The organism is Microbacterium sp. 1154 (assembly GCF_031455375.1).
In the GTDB taxonomy this organism is placed as follows: Bacteria; Actinomycetota; Actinomycetes; order Actinomycetales; family Microbacteriaceae; genus Microbacterium.
The window spans coordinates 258,330-274,595 of sequence record NZ_JAVDSN010000001.1; the positions used below are offsets into that span (position 1 = coordinate 258,330).

Annotated in this window: 17 protein-coding genes; 15 read left to right on the forward strand and 2 right to left on the reverse strand. The window is 70.4% G+C overall.

Going from position 1 to position 16,266, the window contains the following annotated elements; genetic code table 11:
• The first annotated feature begins 40 nt into the window (after nt 1–40).
• From J2X55_RS01060 to J2X55_RS01070, 3 genes are all read left to right on the forward strand, one after another.
• Nucleotides 41–1,306, forward strand: coding sequence for an ATP-binding cassette domain-containing protein (locus J2X55_RS01060; protein ID WP_309821542.1), 1,266 nt, complete (start codon nt 41–43; stop codon nt 1,304–1,306).
• Complete coding sequence (locus tag J2X55_RS01065) at nt 1,303–2,121, forward strand: ABC transporter permease subunit (RefSeq protein WP_115916874.1); 819 nt, start codon at nt 1,303–1,305, stop codon at nt 2,119–2,121. The genes J2X55_RS01060 and J2X55_RS01065 overlap by 4 nt, the downstream gene beginning before the upstream one ends.
• A gap of 76 nt (nt 2,122–2,197) precedes the next feature.
• Nucleotides 2,198–3,016 carry a TSUP family transporter gene (locus J2X55_RS01070; protein ID WP_309821543.1) on the forward strand — a complete coding sequence of 273 codons (819 nt, stop codon included), beginning with the start codon at nt 2,198–2,200 and terminating at the stop codon, nt 3,014–3,016.
• Nucleotides 3,017–3,182: 166 nt separating this feature from the next.
• On the opposite strand, the gene J2X55_RS01075 is transcribed toward J2X55_RS01070, so the two are convergent.
• Entirely contained in the window at nt 3,183–3,572 is a 390-nt protein-coding gene (locus J2X55_RS01075) for a hypothetical protein (RefSeq protein WP_115916870.1), read from the reverse strand.
• A gap of 120 nt (nt 3,573–3,692) precedes the next feature.
• On the opposite strand from J2X55_RS01075, the gene cofG reads away from it, so the two are divergent.
• The 6 genes from cofG (at nt 3,693) to J2X55_RS01105 (ending at nt 11,559) form a co-directional block, all read left to right on the forward strand.
• Nucleotides 3,693–6,188 carry a 7,8-didemethyl-8-hydroxy-5-deazariboflavin synthase CofG gene (gene cofG / locus J2X55_RS01080; protein ID WP_309821544.1) on the forward strand — a complete coding sequence of 832 codons (2,496 nt, stop codon included), beginning with the start codon at nt 3,693–3,695 and terminating at the stop codon, nt 6,186–6,188.
• On the forward strand, nt 6,185–7,654 hold the full coding sequence (locus J2X55_RS01085) for an NAD(P)/FAD-dependent oxidoreductase (protein ID WP_115916866.1): 1,470 nt from the start codon (nt 6,185–6,187) through the stop codon (nt 7,652–7,654). The genes cofG and J2X55_RS01085 overlap by 4 nt, the downstream gene beginning before the upstream one ends.
• A gap of 18 nt (nt 7,655–7,672) precedes the next feature.
• Nucleotides 7,673–8,683, forward strand: coding sequence for a glucose-6-phosphate dehydrogenase (coenzyme-F420) (gene fgd, locus J2X55_RS01090; protein ID WP_309821545.1), 1,011 nt, complete (start codon nt 7,673–7,675; stop codon nt 8,681–8,683).
• Between the two features lie 191 nt (nt 8,684–8,874).
• Nucleotides 8,875–9,510 carry a 2-phospho-L-lactate guanylyltransferase gene (gene cofC / locus J2X55_RS01095; protein WP_115917514.1) on the forward strand — a complete coding sequence of 212 codons (636 nt, stop codon included), beginning with the start codon at nt 8,875–8,877 and terminating at the stop codon, nt 9,508–9,510.
• A gap of 401 nt (nt 9,511–9,911) precedes the next feature.
• A complete protein-coding gene (locus J2X55_RS01100; RefSeq protein WP_309821546.1) occupies nt 9,912–10,493 on the forward strand; it encodes an RNA polymerase sigma factor in 582 nt (193 codons plus the stop codon).
• The gene (locus J2X55_RS01105) at nt 10,486–11,559 is read left to right on the forward strand and encodes a CU044_5270 family protein (protein WP_309821547.1); all 1,074 of its coding nucleotides are present in this window, start codon (nt 10,486–10,488) and stop codon (nt 11,557–11,559) included. Before J2X55_RS01100 ends, J2X55_RS01105 begins: the two co-directional genes overlap by 8 nt.
• Nucleotides 11,560–11,617: 58 nt before the next feature.
• Here J2X55_RS01105 and cofD read toward each other — a convergent pair whose 3' ends face one another.
• Nucleotides 11,618–12,583, reverse strand: a complete 966-nt coding sequence (gene cofD / locus J2X55_RS01110; protein WP_309821548.1) for a 2-phospho-L-lactate transferase — start codon at nt 12,581–12,583, stop codon at nt 11,618–11,620.
• Between the two features lie 91 nt (nt 12,584–12,674).
• Between cofD and J2X55_RS01115 the strand changes: the two genes are divergently transcribed.
• The 6 genes from J2X55_RS01115 to J2X55_RS01140 all read left to right on the forward strand — a co-directional run bounded on the left by J2X55_RS01115 (nt 12,675) and on the right by J2X55_RS01140 (nt 15,999).
• On the forward strand, nt 12,675–12,881 hold the full coding sequence (locus J2X55_RS01115) for a hypothetical protein (RefSeq protein ID WP_309821549.1): 207 nt from the start codon (nt 12,675–12,677) through the stop codon (nt 12,879–12,881).
• A 97-nt stretch (nt 12,882–12,978) separates the two neighbouring features.
• A complete protein-coding gene (locus J2X55_RS01120; RefSeq protein ID WP_181904632.1) occupies nt 12,979–13,380 on the forward strand; it encodes a YbaB/EbfC family nucleoid-associated protein in 402 nt (133 codons plus the stop codon).
• Nucleotides 13,381–13,385: 5 nt separating this feature from the next.
• On the forward strand, nt 13,386–13,700 hold the full coding sequence (locus tag J2X55_RS01125) for a hypothetical protein (RefSeq protein WP_056224595.1): 315 nt from the start codon (nt 13,386–13,388) through the stop codon (nt 13,698–13,700).
• Entirely contained in the window at nt 13,697–15,025 is a 1,329-nt protein-coding gene (locus tag J2X55_RS01130; RefSeq protein WP_309821550.1) for a hypothetical protein, read from the forward strand. Before J2X55_RS01125 ends, J2X55_RS01130 begins: the two co-directional genes overlap by 4 nt.
• A 70-nt stretch (nt 15,026–15,095) precedes the next feature.
• The gene (locus J2X55_RS01135; RefSeq protein WP_115916856.1) at nt 15,096–15,461 is read left to right on the forward strand and encodes an SseB family protein; all 366 of its coding nucleotides are present in this window, start codon (nt 15,096–15,098) and stop codon (nt 15,459–15,461) included.
• 55 nt (nt 15,462–15,516) lie between these two features.
• Entirely contained in the window at nt 15,517–15,999 is a 483-nt protein-coding gene (locus J2X55_RS01140) for a hypothetical protein (RefSeq protein ID WP_115916854.1), read from the forward strand.
• The last annotated feature ends 267 nt before the right edge of the window (nt 16,000–16,266 follow it).

Sequence of the window (16,266 nt, forward strand, 5' to 3'; positions counted from 1 at the left end):
GGGAAGATGGGAAGAACGCACGCAGAACGAAAGGTGCCGTATGCCCGACGGACAGGTGCTGGAGCTCGCCGGGCTCACCAAACGCTTCGGCTCGGTCTCCGCCGTCGACGATCTCTCCGCCCGCGTCGAGCCCGGGCAGGTCACCGGCTTCCTCGGCCCCAACGGCGCCGGCAAGACCACCTCGCTGCGCATGCTGCTCGGGCTGGTGCGCCCCACCTCGGGCACCGCGACGATCGGCGGCAAGCACTTCAGCGAGCTGTCGTCGCCGCTGCAGACCGTCGGCGCCGCGCTCGAGGCCTCGAGTTTCCACCCCGGGCGTTCCGCCGCGAACCACCTCAAGGTCTACGCCCGCGCCGCGGGGCTCCCGGCCTCTCGGATCGACGAGGTGCTCGGTCTCGTCGGGCTCGCCGACGTCGCCGGCCGGCGGGTCGGCGGCTTCTCGCTCGGCATGCGCCAGCGCCTCGGGCTCGCCACGGCGCTCCTCGGCGACCCGGGCGTCGTCGTCCTCGACGAGCCGTCGAACGGCCTCGACCCCGAGGGCATCCGCTGGATGCGCTCGCTGCTGCGCCATCTGGCCGAAGAGGGGCGGACGGTGCTCATCTCGTCGCACCTGCTGGCCGAGGTGCAGCAGACGGTCGACGCCCTGCTGATCATCTCGCGCGGCCGCCTGGTGTTCCAGGGCGGTATCGAAGACCTCGCCGACCCCGACGAGTACGCCACCGTGGTCGACTCCCCCGACCGTGCGGCCCTGTCGGGTGTGCTCGACGGGCGCGGGATCGACTACCAGCTCCTGCGCAACGGCTTCACGATCCGCCACCACGACCCGGCCGAGATCGGCGCTCTGGCCGCCGGCGCCGGCATCGCCCTGTCGAACCTGCAGAGCAAGGGCGCGAGCCTCGAAGACATCTTCCTCGAGCTCGTGAGCGGCGTGCGCGTGCACGAGAGCGCGGGCGCGGCTCCCGCCGTCTCAGCGGTCCCGGATGCCGAGACCCCGGCCCCCGCGGCCGACATCGACGCCTTCCCGGTACCGACCGGTGAGCCGGCCCCGGCCGTCAGCCACGACGCTCTCTCGCCGGAGTCCCCGGCCCCGCACGACGACGCGCGTCCCTCCACCGCTCTCGTCGCGGTCCTGGCTCCGCCGCGCGCGCTGCGTACCGCGGCCGAGGTTCCCGAGGCGGGTCCTCGGCAGTCGTACGCGGTGGCGTCGACCGGTGTGATCGACATCGTCGCGCCCGCCGACCACGCCGCGAGCCGGCCCGACGAACAGTCCGCCGACCAGCCCGCCGACCGGGAGGTGCAGCGATGAGCCTCGTCGCCGCCACGCGCTCCGAGTACACCAAGCAGTTCAGCACCGCCGGTTGGTGGGTGCTCGCGATCGTTCTCGTCGCCTACGTCGGCTTCACCGCCGCCGCGCTCGCCTTCGTCTTCGGCGGCCTCGCCTCGGGTGAGCTCACGGGGGCGAACGGCCCCGCGATGTCGAGCGCCGGTGTTCCCTCCCTCGTCTACAGCTCGGCCACCGCGGTCGGCTACGTCTTCCCGCTGCTCGTCGGCACCCTCATGGTGACGACCGAGTTCCGCCACAAGACCCTGACCCCGACGTTCCTGTCGACCCCCCGCCGCGGCGTCGTCCTCGTCGGCAAGTTCGTCGTCGGCATCGTGGTCGGGCTGCTCTACGGCATCCTGGGATCGATCGCCGCCGTCGCCGCCGGCGCGGGAGTGCTGAGCGTCTTCGGCATCGACGCGCAGCTCGGAGCGTCCGACACCTGGGTGCTGATCGGGCGCATGCTGCTCGCCTTCGCGCTCTGGGCCCTGGTCGGTATCGGCGTCGGCACGGTCGTGCGCAACCAGGTCGCCGCGATCGTCATCGTGCTGGCCGTGACCCTCTTCATCGAGCCGATCGTGCGCACCGTCGGCGGGCTCGTCGAGGGCTTCAGCGGCGTCGTCAGATGGTTCCCCAGCGCCGCGAGCGATGCCCTCGTGGGGCAGACGATCTTCGGCACCATGGGCACGGGTGATGACAGCAGCCTCGAGTGGTGGGTCGGCGGGCTCGTCCTCCTGGGGTACGCGGTCGTGTTCCTCGTCATCGGCCTCTTCACCACCTGGCGCCGCGACATCGACTGAGCGGGTGCCGCGCGCCGCGAGTGCGCGCGGTGTCCCCGCATTTGGTCGGCCCCTCCGGGGTCGGTGAGAATCAACCGTGCTCGATGGACCGGTGATCGCCGAGTGGCTTCCCGTTTCGGTGGCAGCCCTCGTGCTGCTGTTGATCGCCGCGGGGGTGGCCGGCTGGGTCGACGCCGTCGTCGGCGGCGGCGGGCTCATCCAGCTCCCCGCGCTCGTGATCGCCGTCCCGAAAGACGTCGCGACCCCGTTCATCCTCGGCACCAACAAGCTGTCGTCGTTCTTCGGAACACTGTCGGCCAGCTGGGTGTACCTGCGTAAGATCCGGGTGCAGCTCGTGCTGCTGATCCCCCTCGTGGCCGGGGCGTACGCGGGTTCCACGGTCGGCGCGGCGCTCTCGCGATTCGTCCCCCGCGAGGTGCTGACCCCGATCGTGCTCGTGGCGGTGATCGCCGTCGCGCTGTACACCCTGCTCAAGCCCCAGATGGGCCTGCACCACGAACCTCGGCACGACAAGGCGGCGGCCATCGCCTGGCGGGCGGCGGCGATCGGTCTCGCGGTCGGGTTCTACGACGGCATCCTGGGTCCGGGGACGGGCTCGTTCTTCGTCATCCTCATCGTGAGCGTGCTGGGCTACGGATTCCTGCAGGCGAGCGTGAACGCCAAGATCGCGAACCTCACTACGAACCTCGCCGCCCTCGCCGTGTACGGCGTGCACGGAGAGATCCTGCTCGTGCTCGGACTCGCGATGGCGGCGATGAACATCACGGGCGGCTTCATCGGTGCGCACATGGCGACCCGGCGCGGCAGCGGCTTCGTGCGGGTCGTGTTCCTCGTGACGCTGTCGATCCTGATCGTCAAGCTCGCGTGGGACACCGTGGTGCAGTTCACGTCGTAGCCCCGGCTCGCGGGAGCGGCGTCTCAGGCGTCGCGGTATCCGTTGAGTGTCCAAAACACCCGGACGTTTTGAAAATCCGTCCGGGTGTTCTGGACACTCAACGTGCGGAGGGGGCGCGGGCGCCGGCGGGTGCCGGCCCGGAGCACCGGTGCCGGCCCGCGCGCCGTCAGCGCACGATGTCGGCGACGTTCTCCGGCTCGGATGCCACGTCGAGACGCAACGCCTTCAGCAGCGCGACCCCGTGCTTGGTCGTCAGCACCAGGCGTTCGAACTCGTCGTGGCCCGACAGGTCGACGACGACGCTGGGCTTGCGGCCCCGGATGATGACGAAGTCGTTGCCCCCGGCGGACTTCCAGGTGCCGGCACCGACGGCGACGGGCAGGTTGATGCCGGGGTTGGGCACGCCGCGGATCCAGGTCCACGCGTCGTCGGTGAGCTGCACGCGTTCGATGTGCTCACGCGGGACGACGATGTTGCTCTTGCGGAAGGACATCGCACGCTCGGTCGGCGAGAGCACGACCTCGAGCTGCGTCGAGTCGAGCAGCAGGGTCACCATGCCTTCCATCCTGCCAGCGTCCGGCAGCCGACACCGGCCTCTCATCTCACAGGAGCGCAACGATCACCCGGCTCCCGCCGTCGCGACCCGGATGTCGGAGGTGCGGGATAGCCTGGGGAGATGAGCACGGGCAGCGTTGCGCCGCGAGTCGCACCGGCCCGAGGCGCCTCGATCGACGACCTTCTGGCGGCGATCTCGACGGGGCATCGTCCCGATGTCGACGAGACCGAGAGGCTGCTCGGGGCCCCGCTCCCCGCGCTCTTCCGTGTCGCGTCGCGTCTGCGCGACGAGGGTCTCGAGCGCTCCGGCCGGCGCCGCGTCATCACGTACTCGCGCAAGGTGTTCGTACCGCTCACGACGCTCTGCCGCGACCGATGCCACTACTGCGTGTTCGTCGACACCCCCGGTCAGCTCGCCCTGCTGCGCAAGCCTGCGTACATGAGTCCGGAGCAGGTGCTCGCGGTCGTGCGCCAGGGACAGGCGCTGGGCTGCAAAGAGGCCCTGCTCACCCTCGGCGACCGCCCCGAAGAACGCTGGCCCGAAGCACGGGCGTGGCTCGACGAGCACGGGTTCGCCTCGACCATCGATTACGTCGCCCACATCGCCCGGCTCATCACCGCCGAGACCGGCCTGCTCGTGCACGCCAACCCCGGCGTGATGCATCCCGAAGAGCTCGCCGCCCTCCGCCCGGTCTCACCGTCGATGGGCATGATGCTCGAGACCACCTCGCGGCGCCTGTACGAGGAGCCCGGGCAGGTGCACTTCGGCTCCCCCGACAAAGACCCCGCGCTGCGCCTGAAGGTCATCGACGATGCCGGGGCTGCCGGCATCCCGTTCACGACCGGCATTCTCGTGGGCATCGGCGAGACCGTGCGCGACCGAGCCGAGTCGCTCGTCGCTCTGCGCGAGATCGACGATCGCCACGGTCACGTGCAAGAGGTCATCGTGCAGAACTTCCGCGCGAAGCCCCGCACCGCCATGCAGGGCGCTCCGGATGCCGACATGCACGATTACCTGGCCGCGGTCGCCGTCGCACGGCTCGTGTTCGGCGCCGACATGCGCATCCAGGTCCCCCCGAACCTCTCCGACCCGCGCGAGCTGGGGCTGCTGATCGAAGCGGGCATCGACGACTGGGGCGGGGTCTCACCCCTCACCGCCGACCACGTCAACCCGGAGCGCCCGTGGCCGCAGATCGACGACCTCGCCGCCCAGACGGCGACCCGCGGTTTCGTCCTGCGCGAGCGTCTCACCGCACACCACGAATACGTCACGGATGCCGCTCGCTGGATCGACCCCGCGCTGCACGCCCCGGTTCGGGCGCTGGCGGATGCCACGGGACTCGCGGCCGACGTGATCCCGCGGGGCGCGGGCGTCCCCGCGACGAACACGGGTGCCCCCGCGACGGGAGGAGATTCCGCCGAGGGAGGATCCATGAGCCCCGAAGCGCCCTCCGCTCCGGGTTCCTCCTCCGCAGACGGCAACGCCCCCGGCCGCGACCCCGGCGTGAGGCGGCTCGCCGAGCGGGCGGCATCCCGAGCCTCCGACCTCGACGACGACGACTGGGTCAGGCTCCTGCGGGCGACCGGCAGCGAGCTCGACGAACTCACCGCGGCCGCCGACGACGCCCGCCGCTATACCGTCGGCGAACCCGTCACGCTGGTGCAGAACCGCAACCTCACCTCGACGGGGTTCCGTCGCGGCGGTCGCACGGGCGCGGGCGAATTCGACCTCGACGACGCGGAGCGGATCGCGGCGGATGCCGCCGACCTGGGGGCGACCGAGATCTGCGTCCAGGGCTCTCTTCTGCCGACGGAAGACCCGTCGGCGTATCTCGACCTCGTGAGGGCGGTGAAGCGCGGGGCTCCCGGCATCCACGTCCATGCCTATCGTCCTGCCGACGTCCGCGACCTCGCCGAGCGCGCGGGCCTGGGGCTCGACGGTGCCCTCGCGGCGATGCGCGAGGCCGGCGTCGACACCGTCCCCGGCACCGGCGTGAAGATCCTCAGCGAACGTGTGCGCCCGCTCGTCGCCCCCGGCGACCTCGAGATCGACCACTGGGTCGAGGGGATCTTGGCGGCCCACCGAGCCGGATTCCGCTCGACGTCGGTGCTGTTCTACGGCCACGTCGAGACCGCCGAAGAGCGCATCGCGCACCTGCGACGCCTGCGCGAGATCCAGAGCGAGACGGGCGGCTTCGCCGAGTTCGTGCCGATCCCGCTGCCCGGGGGCGACGTCGCCCTGGTCGAGGGACGCAGCAAGATCGACGAGCACCGCGCGATGGTCGCCGTGTCGCGCCTCGCCCTGTCGGGGAGCATCTCGCATGTGCAGATCCCGTGGACCCGCGTCGGACGCGAGACCGCGGCCGTGCTGCTGCGCTCCGGCGGCGACGACCTGGGCGGCACGCTCTCCGACGGTCGGGTCCTCCCCGACACCGGCATCGAGCAGGGACTCGAGCTGCCCGTCGGCGCGGCCGAACGCATCGCGCGCAGCCTCATGCGCCCCTTCCGTCTGCGGACCACCGACTACCGGGTGGCCGTCCCCGCGGCGGATCCCAGGGCGCCGTACATCGAGACCAGCGGCGGCACCCGCTTCACGATCACGCGGCCCCGCGCATGAGGGTCATCGACGCCGTCGTGGTCGGGGCCGGTTTCGCCGGACTCGCGATGGTCGGCGCCCTGCGGCGGGCCGGGCGCGACGACGTGGTCGTGCTCGAACGCGCGAGCGACGTGGGCGGTACGTGGCGCGACAACACCTACCCGGGCGTCGCGTGCGACGTGCCCGCGCACCTCTACAGCCTCGCCGCACACCCCCACGCGGGGTGGTCGCGCACCTTCGCGCCCGGCGGCGAGATCCAGGACTATCTGCGCGGCGTCGCCGAGCGCGAGGCCCTGGGCGATCGGTTGCGGCTGCGCACGCCGATGCTCGGAGCGCGGTGGGATGCCGAGGGCTCGGTGTGGCGCATCGACACCGGCGCCGAGCCGCTCGTCGCCCGCTCCCTCGTCCTCGCGTGCGGTCGCCTGACCGAGCCGAACGTCCCCGCCATCGCCGGGCTCGAGTCGTTCCCCGGGCCGCTGTTCCACTCGGCCCGGTGGGATCACGACGTCGACCTCACCGGTAAGCGGGTCGCGGTGGTGGGCACCGGCGCGAGCGCCGTGCAGCTCGTGCCCGAGCTCGCCCGCACCGCCGCCCACGTCACGCTCTTCCAGCGCACGCCCGCGTGGATCGTGCCGCGCGGGGGCGACGACATCGCGCCCGCCGAGCGCGAGCGCCTCGCCGCCCACCCCGGTGAGATGGCGCGCCTGCGCGCGCAGCTCTACGCCGAGGGCGAGGAGCGTTTCGCCTCGCGTTCGGGTGATGCCGCGGCATCCACCGCCGCCCGCGCCATCGCGCTGGGCCACCTGCACGCGCAGGTCGCCGACCCCGCGCTCCGCGCCGCGCTCACCCCCGACTACGCCTTCGGCTGCAAGCGCGTGCTGCTCTCGGACGCGTTCTACCCCGCCGTCGCCTCGGAGGCCGTGAGCCTCGAGCCGACGGCCCTCGCGCGCGTCGACGGCTCCACGCTCACGGCCGCGAGCGGCGAGACGTACGAAGCCGACGTGCTCGTGCTCGCAACCGGGTTCGCCGCCGCCCAGCAGCCGTACGCCGATCTCGTCCACGGCGACGGAGAGACCCTCGCCGAGCACTGGTCCGAGGGCATGACCTCGTTCGGCTCGACCGTGGTCGCGGGCTTCCCCAACCTGTACGTGCTGAACGGCCCCAACGCCAGCCTCGGCCACAACTCCGCCGTGCTCATGGCCGAGGAGCAAGCCGCATACGTCGTGCGGACCCTCGCCGAGCGCGACCGTCGCCCCGACCGCGCGGTGCGCGTGCGCCCCGACGCCGAGGCGGCCTATACCGACGAGATCGCCGCGGCCGCGGCATCCACCCCCTGGCTGACCGGCGGATGCCGCAACTGGTACATCGACGAGCGTTCGGGGCGGCTGACCCTGCTGTGGCCGGGTACCGTCCAGGCGTTCCGCGAACGTCTCGCCGGCACCGACGGCTCAGAGTTCGAACCCGTGCACAGCCCCGTGCGCGGCTGATACCCAAGGAGACAGGTCATGAGCGTTCCGCTGAGATTCGGGTACAAGGCATCGAGCGAGCAGTTCGGTCCGAACGAGCTCCTCGAGTTCGGCGTGCTCGCCGAGAAGATGGGCTTCGACTCCGTCTTCCTCTCCGACCACCTGCAGCCGTGGATGCACGACGGCGGCCACGCCCCGAACGCCCTCCCCTGGCTCGGTGCCCTGGGAGCGCGCACGGAGCGCGTCATCATCGGCACGAGCGTGCTGACCCCGACGTTCCGCTACCACCCGGGGGTCGTCGCGCAGGTGTTCGCGACCCTCGGCGTGATGTACCCGGGTCGCGTCGTGCTCGGCGTCGGCACCGGAGAGGCGCTGAACGAGGTCACCCTCGGTCTCGAGTGGCCCGAGCCGCCGGAGCGCTTCCAGCGGTTGAAAGAAGCCATCACGATCATCAACGAGCTGTGGGCGGGCGAGCGCGTCACCTACGAGGGCACGTACTACTCGGTCAAGGACGCCACGATCTACGACCGCCCCGAGCAGAAGGTGCCGATCTACATCGGCGCCTCGGGCCCGGCCGCGACGCGCCTGGCCGGCCGCATCGCCGAGGGCTACATCACCACGAGCGGCAAAGATGCCGAGCTGTACACCGACAAGCTGCTCCCCGCCCTCGACGACGGCCTGTCGAAGGCCGGTCGCACGCGCGACGACGTCGACACCCTCATGGAGGTGAAGGTGTCGTACCACCCCGACCACGACACCGCGATGGAGAAGACCCGCTTCTGGGCGCCGCTCGCCCTCACCGCCGAAGAGAAGATGAGCGTCCACGACCCCATCGAGATGCAGCGCCTGGCGAACGAGCTGCCGATCGAGCGCGCGGCGTCGCGCTTCATCGTCTCGACCGACCCCGACGAGCACGTCGAGCGCATCGCGCAGTACGTCGACCTGGGTTTCCGCCACCTCGTGTTCCACGACCCCGGACACGACCAGGAGGAGTTCCTGCGCATGTACGGCGAGGAGATCCTCCCGCGCCTGCGCAAGCGCTTCGGCTGAGGCTCCGGCGCCGGACGCGTGCGTTCGCGCTGGCGTCGAGATCATGCCCGTTCGCCGAGATGACCCGCAGGTGAGCCCCACCCCGGGTCATCTCGGCGAACGCGGGTCACCTCGCCGACCCGCGTGCACGTTTCGCGGCGCCCCGCCACCCCCAACCGGAAATGTCGGCGCCTCGGCACACAATGGAGGCGATGAGCACCCCTGACACCTCCGGCTGGACGATCATCGTGCCGGTGAAGCCCGCCTCGGTCGGCAAGACACGTCTCACCGACGTCGGCACCGACCGCGAGGCCCTCGCGCGCGCCATCGCGCTCGACACCATCGCAGCAGCAGCCGCGGCCGACCTCGTGTCGCGCGTGATCGTCGTCACCGACGACGAGGGCGTCCGTGCCGAGTTCCGGCGGTCCCGCACGATCGAAGTCGTGGCCGAGGGAGACACCCGCGGGCTCGACGCCGCCATCGCCCTCGGCGCGGCCGCTGCGGGAGTCGGTTCGCCCCGCGCAGCCCTGCTCGGCGACATCCCCGCCCTGCGCCCCGCGGATCTCGACGCCGCGCTCGAGCTCGCGGCATCCGTCGAACGGGGTCTGGTCCCGGATGCCGAGACCACCGGCTCCACCCTGATCACCGCTCGCGCGGGAGCGGTGTGGGTCTCGGCCTTCGGCCGCGACTCGGCCGCCCGTCACCGCCTGCTCGGCTGCACCGACCTCGCCGTCGCGCGCGACTCGACCCTGCACCGCGACGTCGACACCGCCGCGCAGCTGTCCGAGGCCGTGGCGCTGGGTGTGGGCCCGCGCACGGCGGCTGTGCTGGCGTCCGCGGCGGCCTGAGGTCCGCGCGGCGCGCGAATCTGCGCATCGAAATCGGACGATCGCGCCAGAATCGGACCGGAACGCGCGCGGCATCCGATTCCGGTGCGATTCTCCGACTTCGCGAAGTCCGCGCCTGCCCCGGCGGTCACGCGCCGAAATCGGACGATCGCGCCGGAGTCGGACCGGAACGCGCGCGGCATCCGATTCCGGTGCGATTCTCCGATATCGTGAGCCCCTGACGCCACCGCGGCGACGCGAGTGTCGCCTGATCGCCGGCTCCCGAAGAGTCCGGATGCCGCTGTGCGAGCCACGCACCGGTCCGCGAGCCCCGAGGCCCGCCGCGCCGCCTCCCCGACCACGGCCGCGGAAATTCCACCGACGAATCGAGAACTAATCCCGCCGATCGGACAATACCCAATGTGAGCACCCACGACGGCGACATCATCGTGCGGTCCCTGACACACGGGGCCGTCTTCGCCGATCTCTATGACCGGCACCAGCGAGTGGTGCACCGTTACGTCGGCAGACGGCTCGGGGCGGCGTTCGCCGAAGACGTGACGTCCGAGACGTTCCTCGTCGCCTTTGCGCGTCGCGCTTCGTTCACCGGTGGCCTCGACGCACGCCCGTGGCTCCTCGGTATCGCCACCGTCCTGATGCAGAAGCACTCTCGACTCGAGGCCCGGGCCTGGCGCGGAATGCTCGCGGCCGACATCGCTCGGGTGCACGTCGACGACATCGAGACAGCCGATGAGCGGATGGATGCCGACGGGCTCGCCCCTCACCTCGGGAGCGCCCTCGCCGACCTTTCACGTGGTGACCGCGACGTGCTGTTGCTGCACACGTTCGGCGACCTCGACTATGCCGGGATCGCCGAAGCCCTCGGCATCCCTCTGGGAACGGTCCGTTCACGTCTGAGTCGCGCCCGCCGAAAGGTCCGCGCCGCCATCACCCCGCACGTCACACCGGCTCCGAGCCGAGAAAGAGAGCACCACGGTGGATGAGATCTCGCTGCTGAACCGCGTCCGGGCCGATCTTCCCGAGCGTCACCCCGATGACGTGATCCGCGGCCGCGCCGCGCTGTTGCGCGCGATCGACGCTCCCCCGGCAGCCACCGCCGCCCGCCGCCCGCGTCAGCGGTGGATCTGGATCGGGTCGGCCGTGGCGGCGACCTGCGCCCTCACCGGCGTCTTCGTCTTCGGCGGAGCACTCGGCGCTCCGGGCGGTGCGGACCCCGCCGCAGCCGCGGTGCTCGGCTCGGCCGCGACGGCCGCGCGCGACGTCGTCGATCCGGTCGTCGGCCCGGGGCAGTACCTCGAGGTACGCACCGACGCGCTGTACGCCGCCATGGGCACCACCGAGGCGGACGCAGAAGCCGCCCGACGCGAGAACGACGGCAACCTCCGGGACGGCGACCTGACGACGTTCCTCGAGCGCGATCTGCGAGCCCTCTGGGTGCCGGCCGACCGATCAGCCGACTGGATCGAGGTCCGATGCGCGCGCGAGCCCGTGCACACGTTCGGTCCCCGTTCGGAGACGTTCGCCGCTGAGGCCGGGGGCCTCGAACAAGACGCACGTCAGGTGTTCCCGGGAGGAAAGACCGAGAGCGGCTATTCCATCGTCACGCTCGATGCCGATACCGCCGCCGAGCTCCCCCGCGACCCACGGCAACTGCTCGAGAAGATCTACCAGGACAACGGGGCCGCCGGACCATCGCGCGACGGGGAGGCCCTGGTCTGGATCGCCGATCGCCTTCGCTCGGGGACCGTCTCGGCCGAGCTGCGCTCGGTGTTCTACGACACAGCCGCGCTCATCCCCGGCGTCACCATCACCGAGCAGCAGGCCACGCTGAACGGTCGGACCGGCACCGCGATCGGCCGCGATGAGGGAGCGAACGGGTTCCGCCAGGACATCATCATCGATCCCGAGACCGGGGCGTTCATCGGCGAACGGCAGGTCCTTCTGCATCCGGTCGCCGACATGCCGGCGGGCACGGCCACCGGCTCGACCTCGGTGACGACCACCGTCGTCGACGCTGCACCCGAGGGGACGAGCCTGTGCGCGGGGTGACGGGAATTGGACCCGCGGCCCTGCTGCTTCCCCCAACCCACAGCGTGACCGTGGCGTCTCAGGCCCGCAGCGCCGCCTCGGCGATCGCTGCCGACGACTCCTCGTCGCGCATCCACAGCGGCGTCACCACGGCCCGAACTCCCGCCGCCTCGACCTCGGGCGCCGCGGCCGCATCCTCTTCGGCCACCAGCCACGCGTCGAGCACGCCGCCCGCCGACCGCGCGCCGTAGTGCCGCGCGACAGCCGCGGCCGAGGTCTCGACCCCGATCGCCGTCAGGCACACGTCGGCCATGCCGCGCACGACCCGCCCGCCGATGATCGGCGAGACGCCGACGACTTTCGCCGACGTCTCCCGTACGGCATCCCGAATCCCAGGCACAGCCAGGATCGGCCCGATGGACACGACGGGGTTCGACGGCGCGATCAGCACCACGTCCGCCGACGCGATGGCATCCGTCACGCCCGGCGCGGGTGCGGCATCCGCTATCCCCGGGTTCTCGAAGGCGAGCGGGGTGAGCTTCGCCCGGTGGCGCGTCCACCACTCCTGGAAGTGCAGACGCCCGCCGTCTTCGAGCAGCACGTGCGTGTCGACCTCGCTGTCGGTCATGGGAAGCATCCGGATGCCGAGCGGCCACCGCTCCGCCATGCGCGCGAGCACCTGGGTCGGGGTGTGTCCGTCACGAAGCCACCCGGTGCGGGCCAGGTGGGTGCCGAGGTCGAGGTCGCCGAGGGTGAACCACGGCCAGCCCGCGCCCCACGCCTGGAATTCCTCGTTGACGCGCTCGGTGTCACCGGCGCGGCCCCAGCCGCGCTCGGTGTCGTTGACCCCGGCGAGGGCGTAGGTGATCGAGTCGACGTCGGGTTGCAAACGGACACCGGAGAGCCACAGATCGTCGCCCGTGTTGACGATGACCGTGGCCTCGGCAGCGCCCAGCCGGCGAAGGGCGGCGCGGACGCCGAGGGTGAACTTCGACCCGCCGACTCCACCGGCGAGCACGACGACACGGGGCTGGGGAGGACGCATTGGTTCAGTCTTTCACCCGATCTGCGGTGCTCGCCGTCGGTGTCACCGTTGATCGCCCTGGAGTTACGATCACTCGGGTGAGGAGCCATGAATGAGCGAGGATCTAGGATGCCAGACCTGCCTGATGCACTCGGGAAAGCCGTATCAACCGCGATTCGTCCTCGCCACCTCTCCGTCTGATCTGCTGTATCGGTGCGACTTCTGCCGGACGTGGTGGATCGGAACGCAGCGCTACCAGAACCCCGTGTCACCGGATGCCGCTCGAGCGGCATTCCCCGAAGCGCGCATAGACGGCTGAGACGCCTCACCCGGATGGCGCCAGCACGAACGGCGCCAAAATGAAAGTTCTCACATCTTTGACCCAGGTCACGGACTCGAGGACTACCATCACCCGAGTGACAGACCTCTTCTCTTCTCGCGAGGCCGAGGCGGCTATTGCCCGGATCGAGCAGCAGGTGGCCGAAGCGCAGACGCGGGCAGCGCAGGCGCAGCAGGTGCAGGCCGACATCGATGCGGTCCGCGCTTCAGCGACCTCTCCGCGTCGCGAGGTCACGGTGACCGTCGACGCCGCGGGGCGTCTGGCCGGTATCCGCCTCGCCGATGCGGCGTACGAGCTGCGTCCCGATGCTCTGGAGCAACTGATCGTCGAGACCGCCGGGCGCGCTCAGGTGCTGGCGGGTGAACAGGCTCTGGAGATCACGCGGGTCGCGTTCGGCGCTGATTCGCCGATCGTCGGTCACCTCGCGGGCGAGCTCGATCGTGAGCCCCCGTCTCAGCCCATGGGCTTCCGGGTCTGACGCGCGTGGCCGATCGCATCGCCGTCGACTCCGAGCTCATCGGCTCGCACGCCTCGCGGCTGAGCGCCGTGGCATCCGACATCTCCGTCGCCCGTGACGCGGGATCGTCCGGCGGATTGAACGCCGAGGCGTTCGGGGTGCTGTGCTCGTTCCTCGTGCCGCCCGCGACGATGGTGGCCGACGCCGCGCGGTCGTTGATCGGTGCCGCCGAAGACATGGTGCGCCGCTCCGCCACCGAGATCGTCGGCGTCGGCAGCGACATGGACGCGTACGAGCAGAAGGTGCTCGAGTCGATCCGCGCGTTGGAGACGGGCCTGTGAGCAACGCGCTCGTCGCAGGTCCCGTCGACACGGCGACGCCGTTCAGCGGTGCCGGCCTCCTCGATTCCGGGACCCAGTTGGCATCCGCCATCGAGTCCGGCAACTGGGTCGAGGGCGGCCTCGCGGCCTTCAGCACGGTCGTCGACACCGTCGCCACCGCCATCGACCCGCTCGGCTCGCTCATCGCCGCCGGCCTCGGATGGCTCATCGACCACTTCGAACCGATCAAGGGCTGGTTCAACGACCTCACGGGAGACGCCGGCGCCGTCGCCGGGTTCTCGCAGACGTGGACCAACGTCCAGAACCAGCTCAACAGCTCCGCCGACTACCTCGACCGCGTCGTCAGCGACCTCGACGACATGGCCGGCGAAGCGATCGAGGCCTACCGCCGCTTCCAGACCGACGCCGCCGCCCACATCCGCGCGTCGGGCCAATGGGCGGGCGCCATGGCCACCGGACTTCAGATCGCCTCGACGATCGTCCAGGTCGTCCACGACCTCGTGCGCGACATCCTGTCCCAACTCGTCGGTTCAGCGATCTCGTGGGCCACCGAAGCCGTCGTCACCGTTGGCATCGCCACCCCCTGGATCATCTCGCAGGTCTCTTCCCGCGTCGCCAGCTGGACCGCGAAGATCAGCGGCAAGCTCACCGGTCTGCTGCGCTCGTGCGGCAAGCTCGGCGACCTTCTGAGCGAGCTTCGGGCTCTCATGAGCAAGGGAGCCGGACTGCTTGGAAGCGTGCCGCGGCGCGCGCCCCGCGGGGAAGCACCCCCGCGGGTTCCGCGCTACTCCGAAGAAGCTTCGCGCGCACCGCTCGACATCCAGCCGGGCGAAGCGCTCACTCCCTCGCACCTCGCCGAGATGGATGCAGCCGGCTATCACTCGTCACTTTTCGGCGATGGCGCTGTTCATTACTACGACGTCGACAACGCCAATCTCGGTGCCCCGAACGGAGACGTCTGGGCCATGCCTGTCTCTGATGCTGCCCGCATCGACAGCGCAAGCGCAGCCGCGAAAGAAACGGGCATGGCACCTCAGGCGGCCGACGCCTACATGAACGGCGGCGACGTCTACGCGGTTCACTTCCCGGTCGACCCGCGTGACCTCCGCCGCCCGGTACTCGAAGATGCGCAGGGCAACCCGAACTTCTACCACGACCCCACGAGCACCGATCCGACGTACGGCCACACAGCGGTCGTGATGGACTCCGGGTACCTCGTGAACCAGACGAGGGAGACGATCTATCCCGGCGGCGCGCCCGTTCCCCCGGGATCCGTCCTCACCAAGCTCGTGGACGGATCATGGCAGGTCGTGAGGAAGTATTGAGTGACACCGGGCTCGCCCCCACGTCATCTCGGTCATCCGTTTCATCGCCCGCCACATAAGGAGAACTCTGATGGCTTCAGTGCTTGAGACAGCAATCGCCCGAGCGCGATCGGGCCAGCTCACCATGCAGTCGGTGCTCTGGACGTTCGCGGCAAGCACGCTCTACGTTCCGAGCGGGGCGGATCCGGGAGAGACGTTCAAGGACTTTCAGCCCGTGCTGTTCCCGAAAGACGACCACTCGATGATGGCCGTCTTCACGTCTCCTCAGGAGGCCGAGCGCGTCGCCCACCTTGCGCCGTTCGTCGTCGCAATGTCGGGGAGCCAGCTTTTGCTGCAGTCCCCGGCAACGCAGGGCCTCGTCGTTAATCCCGGGTCGAACCTGGGATTCGACATCGAACCAGCGGGGATTGCGAAGTTCCGAACCGAACTGGCGTGACGGCACCCTGATGCCACCGACAGACCTCGGATGCCCGGCGTGTCTCGACCTCGCCATGCGCGAGCAGCAGCCGAAACTCGTGCTCACGACATCACCCGATGACTTCCTTTACCGCTGCGACTACTGCCAGACGTGGTGGACGGGGAACAGCCGGTTCCGGAACCCCGTCACCGTTCGCGAAGCCGAAGCGCGCTTCCCTGGGCACGGTGTTGCACGCTCACCCGCAGTCGACGATGCGAAACTGAGCGACGCTATCGTGCTCTACACCGGCTGGTGTGTCTCACCGGAACCGATCGATGATCTGGGAGCCGTGGTCGCCCGATTCGGTGATGACGCCTCCGACCTCACCCCGGTGCTGACCGCGTTCATCCGCGGCTCGGCGTCCGTCGCGTTCCACGAGGTCGCGCCCGCGGACGACGGCCTTCCTGGACGCGTTCGCACGAAGCTTGCCGCGATCATGCCGCGCCTGTCGGAAGATGCAGTGGACGCGCTGGCGTGGCGATGGCCGACCGTGGTTCCGCAAACCTCGCCGTTCTAGAGCACACCGCCCGCGCCAGGCGTCAGGAACAGAGCTGACCGCAGCGCACCGCACGAAAGTCGAAGCCGTTTATGCAGGACCTCGCCTTCGAAGAACTCTGCGGTCTCCTCCGCGACGAGTTCGGCTCGGCTCCCGTGTCTAGCCCGGATTACCCGCACGTCGGCGACGGGCAACCCGTCCTGGGCACTCTCGTCCTCCTGAGCGAGGGATCGGCCGGGTTTGCAGTCGGGACGCAGGAAAGCGGCCACTGGGTCGAACTCGCGCGAT